Source organism: Arthrobacter sp. ov118 (genome assembly GCF_900116495.1).
GTDB lineage: Bacteria > Actinomycetota > Actinomycetes > Actinomycetales > Micrococcaceae > Arthrobacter.
On record NZ_FPAY01000001.1, the window covers coordinates 1,043,284 to 1,055,812 of the forward strand.

General features: G+C 65.8%; 13 protein-coding genes. 10 read left to right on the forward strand and 3 right to left on the reverse strand.

The window, feature by feature from the left end; translation table 11 throughout:
• Window positions 1-23: 23 nt before the first annotated feature.
• On the reverse strand, window positions 24-575 hold the full coding sequence (locus tag BM372_RS04860) for a YceI family protein (protein ID WP_090952575.1): 552 nt from the start codon (window positions 573-575) through the stop codon (window positions 24-26).
• Window positions 576-977: 402 nt separating this feature from the next.
• Between BM372_RS04860 and BM372_RS20975 the strand changes: the two genes are divergently transcribed.
• Window positions 978-1,100: a hypothetical protein gene (locus tag BM372_RS20975; RefSeq protein WP_256214036.1), complete on the forward strand. Its 123-nt coding sequence runs from the start codon at window positions 978-980 to the stop codon at window positions 1,098-1,100.
• Between the two features lie 4 nt (window positions 1,101-1,104).
• The gene (locus BM372_RS04865) at window positions 1,105-2,016 is read left to right on the forward strand and encodes a metallophosphoesterase (protein WP_090952577.1); all 912 of its coding nucleotides are present in this window, start codon (window positions 1,105-1,107) and stop codon (window positions 2,014-2,016) included.
• Between the two features lie 62 nt (window positions 2,017-2,078).
• Here BM372_RS04865 and BM372_RS04870 read toward each other — a convergent pair whose 3' ends face one another.
• Window positions 2,079-3,005, reverse strand: a complete 927-nt coding sequence (locus tag BM372_RS04870; protein ID WP_090952993.1) for a glycoside hydrolase family 16 protein — start codon at window positions 3,003-3,005, stop codon at window positions 2,079-2,081.
• Between the two features lie 378 nt (window positions 3,006-3,383).
• Between BM372_RS04870 and BM372_RS04875 the strand changes: the two genes are divergently transcribed.
• The 8 genes from BM372_RS04875 (at window position 3,384) to BM372_RS04910 (ending at window position 11,772) form a co-directional block, all read left to right on the forward strand.
• Entirely contained in the window at window positions 3,384-4,235 is an 852-nt protein-coding gene (locus BM372_RS04875; protein WP_256214037.1) for a glycosyltransferase family 2 protein, read from the forward strand.
• A 1-nt stretch (window position 4,236) separates the two neighbouring features.
• On the forward strand, window positions 4,237-5,235 hold the full coding sequence (locus BM372_RS04880; RefSeq protein WP_177235876.1) for a glycosyltransferase family 2 protein: 999 nt from the start codon (window positions 4,237-4,239) through the stop codon (window positions 5,233-5,235).
• Between the two features lie 93 nt (window positions 5,236-5,328).
• Window positions 5,329-6,432 (forward strand): hypothetical protein, encoded by a 1,104-nt coding sequence (locus BM372_RS04885; protein WP_256214038.1) that lies wholly within the window; start codon window positions 5,329-5,331, stop codon window positions 6,430-6,432.
• Between the two features lie 11 nt (window positions 6,433-6,443).
• Window positions 6,444-8,537, forward strand: coding sequence for a glycosyltransferase (locus tag BM372_RS04890; protein WP_090952579.1), 2,094 nt, complete (start codon window positions 6,444-6,446; stop codon window positions 8,535-8,537).
• Between the two features lie 11 nt (window positions 8,538-8,548).
• A complete protein-coding gene (locus BM372_RS04895; protein WP_256214039.1) occupies window positions 8,549-10,429 on the forward strand; it encodes a hypothetical protein in 1,881 nt (626 codons plus the stop codon).
• Window positions 10,419-10,796 carry a hypothetical protein gene (locus tag BM372_RS04900; protein WP_090952581.1) on the forward strand — a complete coding sequence of 126 codons (378 nt, stop codon included), beginning with the start codon at window positions 10,419-10,421 and terminating at the stop codon, window positions 10,794-10,796. The genes BM372_RS04895 and BM372_RS04900 overlap by 11 nt, the downstream gene beginning before the upstream one ends.
• Window positions 10,793-10,972, forward strand: a complete 180-nt coding sequence (locus BM372_RS04905; protein WP_090952583.1) for a hypothetical protein — start codon at window positions 10,793-10,795, stop codon at window positions 10,970-10,972. Before BM372_RS04900 ends, BM372_RS04905 begins: the two co-directional genes overlap by 4 nt.
• Before the next feature lie 74 nt (window positions 10,973-11,046).
• Window positions 11,047-11,772: a hypothetical protein gene (locus tag BM372_RS04910; RefSeq protein WP_177235877.1), complete on the forward strand. Its 726-nt coding sequence runs from the start codon at window positions 11,047-11,049 to the stop codon at window positions 11,770-11,772.
• Between the two features lie 131 nt (window positions 11,773-11,903).
• Here BM372_RS04910 and BM372_RS04915 read toward each other — a convergent pair whose 3' ends face one another.
• Window positions 11,904-12,506 (reverse strand): phosphoribosylanthranilate isomerase, encoded by a 603-nt coding sequence (locus tag BM372_RS04915; RefSeq protein WP_090952585.1) that lies wholly within the window; start codon window positions 12,504-12,506, stop codon window positions 11,904-11,906.
• Between the last annotated feature and the right edge of the window lie 23 nt (window positions 12,507-12,529).

Here is a 12,529-nt window from a genome sequence, read left to right on the forward strand (position 1 = left end):
CTTCGGGAGTGACATTTGGTCTTCTAGGTGTCGGCCTGCTTGACCATGGCGGCCTCAACGCTGATCTTGACCTTGTCGCTGACCAGGACGCCGCCGGCTTCGAGGGCGGCATTCCAGGTCAGACCGAATTCCTTCCGGCTGATGTCGGCCTCGGCGCTGAAGCCGGCCCGGGTGGCGCCGAAGGGGTCCACTGCGACGCCGGTGTACTCCACTTCAAGCTCCACGGGCTTGGTGACGTCCCGGATCGTGAGGTCACCGGTCAGCACGTAGTCCTCCCCCTCGCCGCGGATGCCGGTGGCGCGGAACGTCATCTCCGGGTATTTTTCGACGTCGAAGAAGTCGGCACCGCGGACGTGGCCATCGCGGTTGGCGTCCCCTGAATCGAAGCTGGCGGTCTTGACGGTGGCGTGGAGGCTGGCGTCCGCGAGGGAATTGTGCACCCGGGCCTCGGCGGTGGCTTCGTTGAACCGGCCGCGGACTTTGCTAATGCCCGCATGGCGGACGCTGAACCCAATTTCGCTGTGGGACATGTCCAGCGTCCACACTCCGGGGGTCAAACCTTCGGGCAGAGTCACAACAGTCTCCTTTGAGCGGGGCGGGCCTGTCCCGCCAGGCCGATCGGGGTATTAGCCCCTCCCTGCATGTTAACGAGGAAGCCACGTCCCGGGCTAGGTCCTTCCGGCCTACGACGCCCGGGCATTGGGGATTACGGCGTTCCGATACCTGCTCCGGCGATCCGAGGCTCACGCATTCTCTGGCTATCGCTCCACCGCCCGGTTACTCTGGCCTATAAATGCCGGGCAACCAGCGTAAATGCCGGGCAAACCAGCGAATTTTTCGGCACTGTCTTTCAGAATTATTTCGCACACAGTCCTGTCCAATCTAGTGATGTGGGGAATCGTGGCCGGGTCTCTGGGGAAACGTGGCAAGGCGGGTCTAGTCGCTTGCCTGCTTGGCCTGTGCCTGCTGCTCTCCGGGTGCCAGCCCGAGCCGCCGGAACCCGCCCCGAGCCCCAGTCCGGGCACGCCGTCGTCGAGTTCCGCACCGAGCCCTCGTCCGAGCCCGGGCACACCGTCGGGGTCCGGACCGCCGCCCGGTGAAGCCGTGCACTTCACCGCCCAGGGGGACATCGGCGTCAGCACGGGCGCCAAAAAGGTGCTCGACGTCGTTGCCGGGCTCAATCCGCAACTGAACCTCGCGCTCGGCGACCTTACGTATAAAGCCGGGATTGAACAGCAGTTCTGCGACATGGTCACCTCCCGACTCGGCGCCGACTTTCCGTACCAGCTGGTGACCGGAAACCACGAGAGCGACGGCAGCGAGGGTGACATTGAGAAATTTGTCCAGTGCCTGCCCAACCGGCTGCCCGGTCTTCAAGGCGAGTACGGCGTCCAGTGGCGCGTGGATGTCCCCGAGCAAAACCCTGTGGTCCGCTTCATTCTGGTTTCTCCCGGCATCGATTTCCGGGACGGTGAACCGCTGGACTATTCGAGGGGCAGCGAACGCTGGCGCTGGACTGCGGACGCCATCGACGAGGCCAAATCGCAGAACATCCCGTGGACAGTGGTCGGCATGCACACCCCCTGCCTGAGCGTGGGCAACTACGATTGCCAGGCGGGGCAGGAATTCACGAACATGCTGATCGAAAAGAATGTGGACCTTGTCCTGTCCGGCCACGACCACATTTATCAGCGGACCCACCAACTGGCCCAGGGCGGGGGCTGCGCGGAACTGGTTCCCGCCAGCTTCACGGCCGGATGCCTGGCCGATACCGACGGCTCCATGGCCCAGGGGTCGGGGACGGTTTTCGCCACGGTCGGGGTCGGCGGCGTCGGACTCTACAACGTGAAATCCGATGACCCGGAAATGCACTATTTCGCGAGTACGTCCGGAAAGAACCAAAATCCTGCCCTCGGCACGCTGGATGTCAGGGCCACGGCGGATGAACTGGCCGCCCGCTTCGTTCCGGCAGAGGGCTACACGTTCTCGGATTCCTTCACCCTGCGCCGCAGGTAGGGCACCGCAGCGCCAGCAGCCAGGTCAGGGCCGGCTCACGGCCCTGACCGGCCACAAGGGTCTCAAGCCGGCACCCAGATGCTGATCCAGTCAAGGGAGACATGGCCCTGCGCCGTCGGGGCCGGGCAGCCCGTGAGGCAGGATTCGGTCTGCAGGATCAGGTGCATGGGCACCGTGGGGGCCTTGTTGCTGACCCCCAGGGAACGGCCATCCAGGAAGAACTCGACCCGGCCTGGGGTCCATTCCATCGTGGCCACATGCCACGTTGTTACGAACTGGTCCGAATCCAGCTTCTCGAAGGCGTCCCGGCCGTTCCGGTCGTAATGGACAGCGCCGTAAATGATCTTGGCCAGATCCCCTTCGGGGTAATCAACCTCGCCGTCCCGTGGCCAGACCCCGCTGTCCGGCCACAAGAGCCAGGCTGTCTTGAACCCGGGCAATGCGTCGGCCCGGTATCTGACCGAGTACCGGCCGTAGAGCAGACTGTTGGCCCGCGGCGGGTTGGAGGCCGTGTTGGGGATCTTGGGCATCGGTGCCGCGCCCATCGTGATCCCGTTTTCCGAGTGCAGGTACCAGTCAAGCGTGCCGTTGCGGACGCTGAGAACTTTTGACGGGTAATAGCCGGTCTTTCCATCATTTTTCTGCCCGGCGGTGTCCGGTGTCCCGTCCTTGTAGCCGGCACTCCACCGTGCCCTGTAAAGCGGGCCGGGGAACCCGCCCAGCGGGACGTCACCCGCGGAGAAATCCTCGACAAACACGTGCTTCCAGCCGGGCAGATCACCGGTCATGGTCACGTCGGTGGTCCGGGGCGGAATCAGTGCCGCGACGGCTCCCGCCTGAGGCGCTGGCCGGCGGAGCGGGGCCGGGGCCGGCTGCGTCGCGGCACCGGCCTCCGACGTCGGCGCCCCCGGCCGGGAGCTGGCGGCTTGGGAAGCAGGGGTCGGGGCAGCTGACGGTTCGGCCGGCAACGCCGAAGCGGACGTGAACATCGGCCGCTCCCCTTCGGGGGCGGCATCCGCGCCGCAGCCCGCCAGGACCAGTACCAGGACTGCTGACGGAACAAGAACGAACCGCAAAGAGCGGGGACACCGGCGGCTTATCGGCACGCGCCCCCCGTGAACGGGTGTCCGCATGCGGCCAGTCTCGCACGGCAGCAAACGGCCCATCAACCGTCTTCCGAGGATTTTAGTTGATTCATCAAGTTAATCCAAGGTTAATGCAAGGTGCCCTCACCAGACTTTAACCCTGGGGTAATCAGGAAATTGTCGACAACTGTTCAGCGTGAGCAATGGGTCGAGTTCCCGGTCGGAGGGACCGGGGAGCGCTGCAGTTGTGGCGAGCAGATACGTCATTGAGTGGTGAGGCCAGTGTCCATCCCGAATCTCAAGCCGAACGTGCGCCCCCAAACGACGCCCCCACCGGCAAATCCCTCCGTCAGCGTGGTGATTCCCACCCTGAACGAGGCAATGAACCTGCCGTGGGTACTGCGGCGCATGCCCTCATATGTGGATGAGGTGGTAATCGTCGACGGCCGCTCCCTGGACGCGACAGTCGACGTCGCCCGGGCCTTGCGCCTGGACGTCGTGGTCGTGGCAGAACCTCGGCCCGGCAAAGGAAACGCAGTGCGGGCCGGCTTTGCCGCCGCCTCTGGCGACATCATCGTCATGCTGGACGGCGACGGCAGCATGGACCCGCAGGAGATCGGCTGGCTGGTGACTCCGCTCCAGCACGAATACGACTTCGTCAAAGGCTCACGCTATGTGACTGGTGGCGGCTCTGATGATCTCACCTGGCTCCGCAGCGCGGGAAACAAGATGCTCACCGTGCTCGCCAATGCCGTCCTGCACAGCGACTATTCGGACCTCTGCTACGGCTACATCGCCCTCCGCCGCGAATGCGTTGGGATCCTGGAGCTGGAGTCGGACGGCTTCGAGATCGAAACGGAACTGATCGTACGGGCCTCCAGGGCGGGCCTGCGCATCGCCGAGGTTCCCAGCCACGAATTGTCCCGCATCTCCGGCCTGTCGAACCTGCACACCTTCCGGGACGGCTGGCGGGTTCTGCGCACGCTTGCCCGCGAACGCGTGAGCTGGGAGGCCCCAACGGCCGGGGCCCGTCCCGAGGCCCTACGAAGAGTCAAGTACAAGTACCCCAACGCCGTGTTCCCGCACGTTCCCACCGATCCCAGCAGCGTCCTGGGCGTAAGGGCAGGTGAATAAGATGTCAGAGCACTCCAGCCTGCCGGCGGTGTCGGTGGTTATTTGCTCCTACTCGGAGGACCGGTGGGACATGCTGATGGGCGCCTTGGATTCGGTCCGTACCCAGACCGTTCCGCCCAAGCAGACGATCGTCGTCGTCGACTACAACGTGGACCTGTACAAACGGCTGATCTTCACCGTCCCGGACGCGGTGATTGTTGAGAACGCCGGGCCCAAGGGCCTCTCCGGCGCCCGGAACACCGGAACCGCCGTCGCCAAGGCTGAGATTGTGGCGTTCCTGGACGACGACGCGGAGGCCGCACCTGACTGGCTCGAGCGGCTCGCGGTCCTGTACGACGATCCCGACGTTCTGGCGGTGGGCGGCCTTGTGGAACCGCTGTGGGAAGCCGGGCGGCCTGGTTACTTCGCCAAAGAGCTCGACTGGATTGTGGGCTGCACGTACCGGGGGATGCCTAAGGTCGCCGCCGAGGTCCGCAATGTCATTGGCGCGAATATGTCCTTCCGTGCCGATGTGCTGGACCGTGTCGGCGGCTTCAACACCTCCCTGGGACGCCAGAATGCGGTGCCGCTCGGTTGCGAGGAGACCGAACTCTGCATCCGCGCCGTCATCGGAGCGCCCGGCTCCCGGGTGGTCTATGAGCCAGCTGCCGTGGTGCACCACAACGTTTCGGCCGAGCGGGGCACGTTGCGGTACATGCTTGCCCGCTCCTGGGCCGAAGGAATCTCCAAAGCGCAGGTCAGCCGCGTGGTCGGGCACAAACGGGCATTGGGCCCTGAACGGCGCTACGTCCGGCAGATCCTGCCCCGGGCCGTGTTTGCCGGAGTCCGCGGCTGGCTTGGCGGCGAGGACCGGGCCGGACTCGGCCGGGCGGCAACCATCATCGCTGTGCTCGCGGCCACGGCGACCGGCTATGTGCGCGGCCGCCGCCTGCCCGCCGCGCCCGTGTCGGTGAAGCCGGACCCGGTCTCGCCGGAAGAGCCCTGGAGGGAAGTCCAGTGAATCGGGTCGGCGCCGTCGCCCCCGCGCGCCGCCCGACACAGCCTCTGCACCTTGAACCACCCGACCGCGGATACCCAAACCCAGAAAGCTTGGATGATGAGCCAGTCTGAACGCGACGTGAAACAGCCGATTAGCGCATCTGTCGGAGCCTCCTTCGACGTACATGGGATCGTGGGCATCGAGGTGGAGGCCGGCACGCCCGGTGAACCGCAGCTGCGGGATATGCTCGCCCCTTTCCTGGGGCGTTCCCGCGCGCCACGGCGGATAACCATCGGCGGCAAGATATCGCTGATTTCCAGCCAGTCGCACGCGGAGGATGCCTACCGATTCACGGGGGACTCCCTGTACATCCCGACGGACCGCGTCCAGATTATCGAGACACCGGACGGGTACCGGATCGAAGGCCCCGGTGAGCTCCTGACCTCGGTGATCCCGATGCTGGACCGTTTGTGCGTCCAAGAGGAGACGGCGATGATCCATGCCGCGGTGGTGGACTTCCGCGGCTCCGGCGTTCTCTTGCCGGCCTGGGGCGGAGTCGGAAAAACGAGCACGGTGGCCAAGCTCGTCGCCATGGGCGACGTGCGGTTCATGGCAGACGACTGGGCCTTTATGGGCGCCGGCGGGATGCTCATGGGCTACGCCAAACCGATGTTCATCAAGCCCCACCACCGCGCCATCTACCCGGACATGTTCCATGGCGCGCGCAAACCGCTGGCCCCCGGGTGGCTGACAACTCCCGTGGCGCATCTGGCCACGGCCGTCCATCCGGTCATTGTCCGCTATCCGAAGACGGCCGCCTTCACCCGGCGGTGGTCGCCAGAACACCGCATGGTGCAGCCGGAACAAATCTTCGGGGCGCAGCGGATTTCGTCCGCGGCGCCGGCCCAGCTGGCCATTTTCCTGGAGCGCTTTGACGGTGCCGACGCGCGGCTGGAAGCACGAAGCGCGGAGTGGATGACGTCCCGGATCGTCGGCAACTTCCATTCGGAACTGCCCATGGTCTCGCGGCGGCTCGTCGAGGCCCTCGGCGCCACCAGCCTTGTCCCCCTGGAGGACCACTTCGGCCAAAAATCAGCGGTGGTGCGCCGGGCTCTGGAGGACGTTCCCTGTTGGCTGTTGCGGCTGCCCGCCGCCTGGTCCGCGGACCAGGCCTCTGACTTCATCGCGAACCTGGTCCGCTCAAAACTGGATGAGTGAGGCGAGCCCAAGTGAGCGATCTGAACGTGTCGGTTGTCGTCCCTGCACGCAATGCCGCGGCATGGCTGGGCGAGTGCCTCCAGTCAATCCGCGATCAGCACCCGCACGAAATGATCGTTGTCGACGGCTGTTCGACCGATGACAGCGTTGCCATCGCCCGCGAATGCGGGGCGACCGTCGTCTCCGACGAGGGCCGCGGCCTGCCGGCGGCACGGATGCTCGGCGCCCGAAGTGCCACCGGCGACGTGGTCGCCCTCATCGACGCCGACGTCGTCCTTCCGCCGGAAAGCCTCCGGGGTCTACTGGCGGAATTCGAGTCCGGCGGCTACGACGGCCTGCAGTTCGGGCTGGCCAGCGAAGCCGACGGTCCCGGGTATTGGGGTGCGGCACTGGCTTGGCACCACAACCACAGCCGGGTACGCCGCTGGTTCGGCGTCAGCGCCACACTGATGCGCCGCGACGTGCTCCTCGCCGTCGGGTTCGACGACGACTTCCGTTCCGGGGAAGATGTGGAGCTGAGAATCCGGCTGGAACAGGCAGGGTACCGGCTCGGGGTGTCGGACTCGGTGGTAGTGAGGCACCGGTTCAAGGACACGTTCGACTACGCCCGCGACCAGTGGCTCCAGGACGGGGCCGGATCGGCCAGGACCGTCCGCAAACATCCGGGCCGCGCCGGCTGGATGGCCGCGCTGCCCCTGCTGGCCACCGTGCGGGGGGTGGGCATGTCCCTATTTCGGGCGCCCCGCTTCCTGCCATATTGGGTGGGTTTTTTGCTTTACAACTACCGCGCGATGTTCGGCGAACTCCTGCGGCCGGCCCACAAACCCATGTCGGTCGGCGGCAACGCGGCCTGGCTGGCCGCAGCGAGGATCGCGCCGATGGTGACGGGTTTCCTGTTCTGGGCGCTCGCCGCCCTTGTGCTGCCGCCGGAGCAAATAGGTCTCGGCTCGGCGGTAGTTGCTGCCGCACTCCTGAGCGTGCAGCTGGGGATGTTCGGCGTCGGGCCCGCCACGCTGACGCTTCTTCCCGCCGAAGCCGACGGCGGCCGCCGCCTGATCGCCACGAGCCTGCTTACCGTCGCGACGTTCTCCCTGCTGGGCGCGGGCCTGCTGGTCCTCATCACGGGCTTGCTCGGCACAGGTGTGGGCGAGGCGTGGAACGACCCCGTGGTCACGGTCTTGTTCCTTGCCACGGTGCTCTTGGCTGCCAGCGCCTACCAACTCGATCATGTGGGCGTGGCGCAGGAACGTGCCGACCGCACCCTGGTCAGGAGCCTGGCGCAAAGCCTCGTGCAGCTCGCCTTCCTGGCCGCGGCGTTTGCCGTCGGAAGCCGTGATTTGGCGGTGATTGTGGCCGCCGTCGCGGCCGGGGCGCTGGCCAGCGTCCTCGTGGGCCTGCGCCAGCTCAGCCGGGCCCAGGTATCTCCGGACTGGCGGCATGGCCTCCGCGTCCGGCCGGCCCTGAGCCTCTTAAAGCCTGGGCTTCCCAATCATGCCCTCATGCTCGCCGACCGCGCGCCCGGCTACCTGCTGCCGCTCATCGTTGCCGCCACCCTGGGCCCCTCGTCCACTGCGGCGTGGTACGTGGTGTGGATGATGGCCTCGGCAGTGTTTTTCGTGCCGCAGTCCGCCGGGTTTACGCTGCAAACAGCCCTCGCGGAAACGCGCGCGCGGCCGGGCCTGGTCTCGTCCGCGCTCCGGGCCAGCCTCTTGTTGACTCTTGGCGCCGGGCTGATCCTGATGTTTGCAGGACCCGCGCTGCTGGGCTTCCTCGGACCGCAGTATGCGTCCGCGTGGGTCCTTCTTCCCGTACTCGTTCCGGCACTGCTCCTGAGCTGCGTGACGCAGGTTTACTACGGGCTGTGCCGGGCCCAAGGGCGACTCTTCGAATCCACCGTAGTCGCCGTCCTGGCCGCCATCCTGGTCGTGGCACCCGCCGCGGCCGTGGCCCAGCAATATGGCCTCACCGGGGTCTCCGTGCTCTGGGCCGTTGCCCAGGCCACGGCCTCGTTTATCGCCGCTCGGCGTCTGGTCATCCTGACCCGAGTGAAACCCGCCCCCACCGAAGGCGAGATTCCTTCAGCGGCGCGCCACCAGCCGACCTGAATCGAGAGATCATGACACGCGAAACGGCAACAAGCCTCCCCGTGCACACCGCACACCGCCATGATGCGCGGGTACCGTACGGCCGCGCCAAGCCGCCCACCCACCGCAACCTCGGCCTGACGCCTTCGTGGCACGTTGGCGCGCTCGCCGCCGCAGCCGCGATTGCCCTCGTCCTCGGCGTCTGGAGCATGACGCAAGTAGACCCCCTCCAAATCGGCGGTGCCGGCCTCATCGGCGTCCTTCCGCCGGCCTATTTTGTTGCCCTCGCGCTAAGCCTCGCGGGATTCGTGGCCTCGTTGGCCCTCCGCCGCCTCGTTCCCGCTCTCCTGACCTGGCAGCTTCTGGTAACGATGGTTGTCCTCAATGGTGCTGACCCCGTCATCCATGGCCTCCCCCGGCTTGAAGCGAGCTTCCGTCACCTGGGCATTGCCGACAACATCGCCCAGACAGGCCAGCTGGATCCGACCGTGGACGCGTACTTCAACTGGCCCGGATTCTTCGACCTGTTGGGAATGCTCTCGGGAGCGACGGGAGCCAAGGACCTCATGGGCATCGCGACGTGGGCGCCGGTGGGAATCAACATCCTCCTGCTGGCACCGCTGCTGGCCCTGGCGCGGAGACTGACGGCAAATCCGCGCCACGCCTGGGCGGCTGTCTGGATCTTCTATCTGGCCAGCTGGATTGGGCAGGACTATCTGGCGCCACAGGCCTATTCATTCGTCCTCCTGCTGACCCTAGTTGCCTGCCTACTGAGTGTCTTTGGCGGATGGGCCTGGCCCACGGAGCGCAGCGGGTTCTCCCGCTGGCTTGCCAGGAACGTCAGCAGGCTCGACGGCGCTGTTCCCCGCCAAGGCGTCCTGGAGCCGCCCCGCACGGACGCGGCAGTGCTGGTTGTGGTCTGCGCGCTGATCGTGCTGACCATGACCGTTTCACACCAGCTCAGCCCCTTTGCCTTGATCCCGATCTTGGCGGCGCTGCTCCTGACCGGCCGTCTCCGGTTGCGCTTCCTCCCGGTTCTGGCCGTGATCCTGCCCGTAGCGTGGCTGCTCTTTGCAGCGTCAACCTTCCTGCAGGGGCATTTCGGTCAACTGTTAAGTTCGCTCGGTGACATCGGCGCCAATAGCTTCGGTGCCCTGAACACCAGGGTCTCAGGCAGCGATGCCCATATGTTCGTCGTCTATACGCGCATTGCCGAAGTCGCGCTCGTCTGGATTCTCGCCGCCATCGGCGCGGTCGTGGGCTACCGGCGGAAAACTCCATGGCTCGCGGCCGCGGCCGCAGCATTCGCCCCGCTGCTTCTGATTCCCCTTCAGTCGTACGGCGGGGAACTGCTTCTGCGCCTGTACCTGTTCAGCCTGCCGTTCGCCGTTTGCTTGGTGGTGCTGCCGCTGACGTCGGACAAGGCCGCCGGGCTGAGCCTGCGGCGGTCCCTTGGCCTGCTGCTGATGGGGGCGGTGCTGGCCACGGGAACGGTCGTCTCCCGCTATGGAAATGACGGTATGGAGAGCTTCAACGACGATGAGATCGCTGTCGTCAACCACCTCTATTCGACTGCGCCCGCCGGCGCCATCCTCATCGAGGCTGTCCACAACACTCCGTGGAGATTCCAGCACTATGCGGATTATGACTATCGGACGCTCATTGCTGCCGAGCCCCTTCCCGGCGCCGCGCCAATCAGCTGTGACTCGGCCAACCAGATCGCCCACAGGGCGGGTGCGTACCTCATCATCACCGAAAGCCAGCTGGAGGCAGCCGAACTTCGTGGCTCGACTCCGGCCGGCGACCTACAACGTTTTACCGCCTCGTGCGCTACCAGTCCGGGCTGGACGAAGGTTTTTGAAAACGCAGGCGGCGTGATTTTCCACATCGAAGGAGTCAGTAATGGCAACTGAACGCAGCTATGTAAGCTATGCAACGGCGGCCCTGGCCGTAGCCGCTATACCGCTCTCGTTCGTCGGCCCGGAAGGCCTGCGCCTGGCGGTAGTAGGCCTGTTGATGCTGGCCGGGCCGGGAACAGCTCTGGTCCTGCTCCTCCACTTCAACCCCTCGCGCTCAACTCAGGCCACTGGCGCGCTCCCCCTCAGCATCGCGATTGCAGTCGCCTTCAGCCTCGCGATGTCCACGCTCGTGGCGACGGCGATGATCTATGCGCGGCTCTGGTCGCCTCCGGTCAGCGTCTGCATCCTTTCGATCATGACACTCGGGTTCCTGGCCCTTGACATCAAGAGGCCAAAGCATGTCCTGGTGCGTGCGAAATGATCATCTTCCTGATTGGCCTGGCCACCGTGTCAGCACTGGTGAGCTGCGATGTGTTGCGCGTTTTGCAGCCGGACAAGTCTCTCCCCCGGGCCCTGGTGGGCATCACTGCAGCCCTGCTGGCAGTAGTCGGCATCTCGGCGGTCGTACAGCTGGTACAGCTGGCGCAGCTGGTGTGACGGATTCCAGCACGCTTCGTGCCGCGGCACGAGTCCTCATGAACAAGTCGAACCACGCACGGAAAGTTTCTTCGATGAAAAGACTCAAAGCACTCAGCACGGTGGGGACGCTCGGACTGCTCGTAGCCGGTTCCCTTGTTTTCGGATCTGCCCCGGCGGCTACCGCCGCAACCTGCGCTCCAGCACCAACAAACACCTTTCCTGGTACCACCCTTCTCGCGACAGGCTTTGAGGCCGGAGGCTGGTGCGGCCTCACTCCCACCGTGTCGGGAACCGGCACGGCAACCCTTTCAAGCTCCCAGCACCACGCCGGGAGCAAGTCAGCCAAGCTGCATGTCACCACGGATTCCGGTTCCCTTGCGAACCTGTCTACGACCTTCGCGTCGGGAACCAAGACCTTGTATGCGGACGGCTGGTTCAACATCACCGTGGCCGGCGTCTCCGGCAATGACGTGCCGTACTTCCGCTTTTTCTCCGGTTCCACCCGCATCGCCGACATCTACCGCTACAACAGCAACGGGCAGTTGTGGCTCCGGGTGACCGCCCCGAATGGCACCTTTGTCTACACGAAGCTGATCGCTGGCAGCATCACCCTGAACGCCTGGCACCGTGTGGCCATGCGGGTGACAGCCAACGGCAGCTCATCAACAATCCAGGTATGGTTCGACAACGTGCGGCGGTACAGCAGCACCAGCGTCAGTATGCTGGGCAGCAGCCTGAGCAAGGTTCAGCTCGGGGCCGAGCACAACCGTCAAAAGGGCGACGAATACATCGACGATGTCATCATCAAACGCCCCTAGATATTGACTCGACGAGGGCGTACCCGGGCCGGCGGGAGCAGCGCTTGAGTCCATCCGTCAGGAGAGCGGCAGCAGGGCGCCAGCCCGGGCTGCCGCTCTCGTCCTGCGCGATAGGCGGCATCCGGACAGGCTCAGGCCGCTGACTTGGCGGCCCGGACGAAGTCCCCAATCTTGGCCAGGTCCTTGACGCCGCGCGCCGACTCGACGCCGGAGGAGACGTCTACGCCCCACGCCCGGGCCTCCGCAGCGGCCCGTGCCACATTGGCGGGTTCCAGGCCGCCAGCGAGGAGCCACTTCCTGCCGGCGAGCGCCTTGGCCCGGACGGAGCCGTAGTCCCAGGCTTCACCGGAGCCGGGGACGGCGGCGTCGATCAGGAGCAGCTCCTCACCCCAGGGCTCGAAGGCCTCCGGGTCGGCACCGATGGTGACGGCCCGGATCAGCTTCATCCCGGCGCCGTGCACCGTCCGGACATCATCCGGTGAGCGGTCCCCGTGGAGCTGGACCCAGGCCAGGCCCGCCTCCCGGGTGCGGGCGACGGCGTCGGCGGCCGGTTCGTGCCGGAACACTCCCACCGCGGCCAGCCCCGGCGGGACGTGGAAGAGCAGTCCCCTGGCCTGGTCCGGCGTGACCTCCCGGGGGCTGCGGGTCAGGACAAAGCCGACCGCGTCCGCGCCGGCCTCGGCCGCGGAGCGGACCGACTCCGGGGTGCTGAGACCGCAGACCTTGACGAACATTCGGGCTCCTTCTGGACGTTTCC

What these genes read in the sequence shown, in the direction of transcription:
- BM372_RS04870 (WP_090952993.1), bottom strand. Translation starts at nt 3,005, where the DNA reads ATGTTCACGTCCGCTTCGGCGTTGCCGGCCGAACCGTCAGCTGCCCCG.
- BM372_RS04880 (WP_177235876.1), top strand. Translation starts at nt 4,237, where the DNA reads ATGTCAGAGCACTCCAGCCTGCCGGCGGTGTCGGTGGTTATTTGCTCC.
- BM372_RS04885 (WP_256214038.1), top strand. Translation starts at nt 5,329, where the DNA reads ATGATGAGCCAGTCTGAACGCGACGTGAAACAGCCGATTAGCGCATCT.
- BM372_RS04895 (WP_256214039.1), top strand. Translation starts at nt 8,549, where the DNA reads ATGACACGCGAAACGGCAACAAGCCTCCCCGTGCACACCGCACACCGC.
- BM372_RS04900 (WP_090952581.1), top strand. Translation starts at nt 10,419, where the DNA reads ATGGCAACTGAACGCAGCTATGTAAGCTATGCAACGGCGGCCCTGGCC.
- BM372_RS04905 (WP_090952583.1), top strand. Translation starts at nt 10,793, where the DNA reads ATGATCATCTTCCTGATTGGCCTGGCCACCGTGTCAGCACTGGTGAGC.
- BM372_RS04910 (WP_177235877.1), top strand. Translation starts at nt 11,047, where the DNA reads ATGAAAAGACTCAAAGCACTCAGCACGGTGGGGACGCTCGGACTGCTC.
- BM372_RS04915 (WP_090952585.1), bottom strand. Translation starts at nt 12,506, where the DNA reads ATGTTCGTCAAGGTCTGCGGTCTCAGCACCCCGGAGTCGGTCCGCTCC.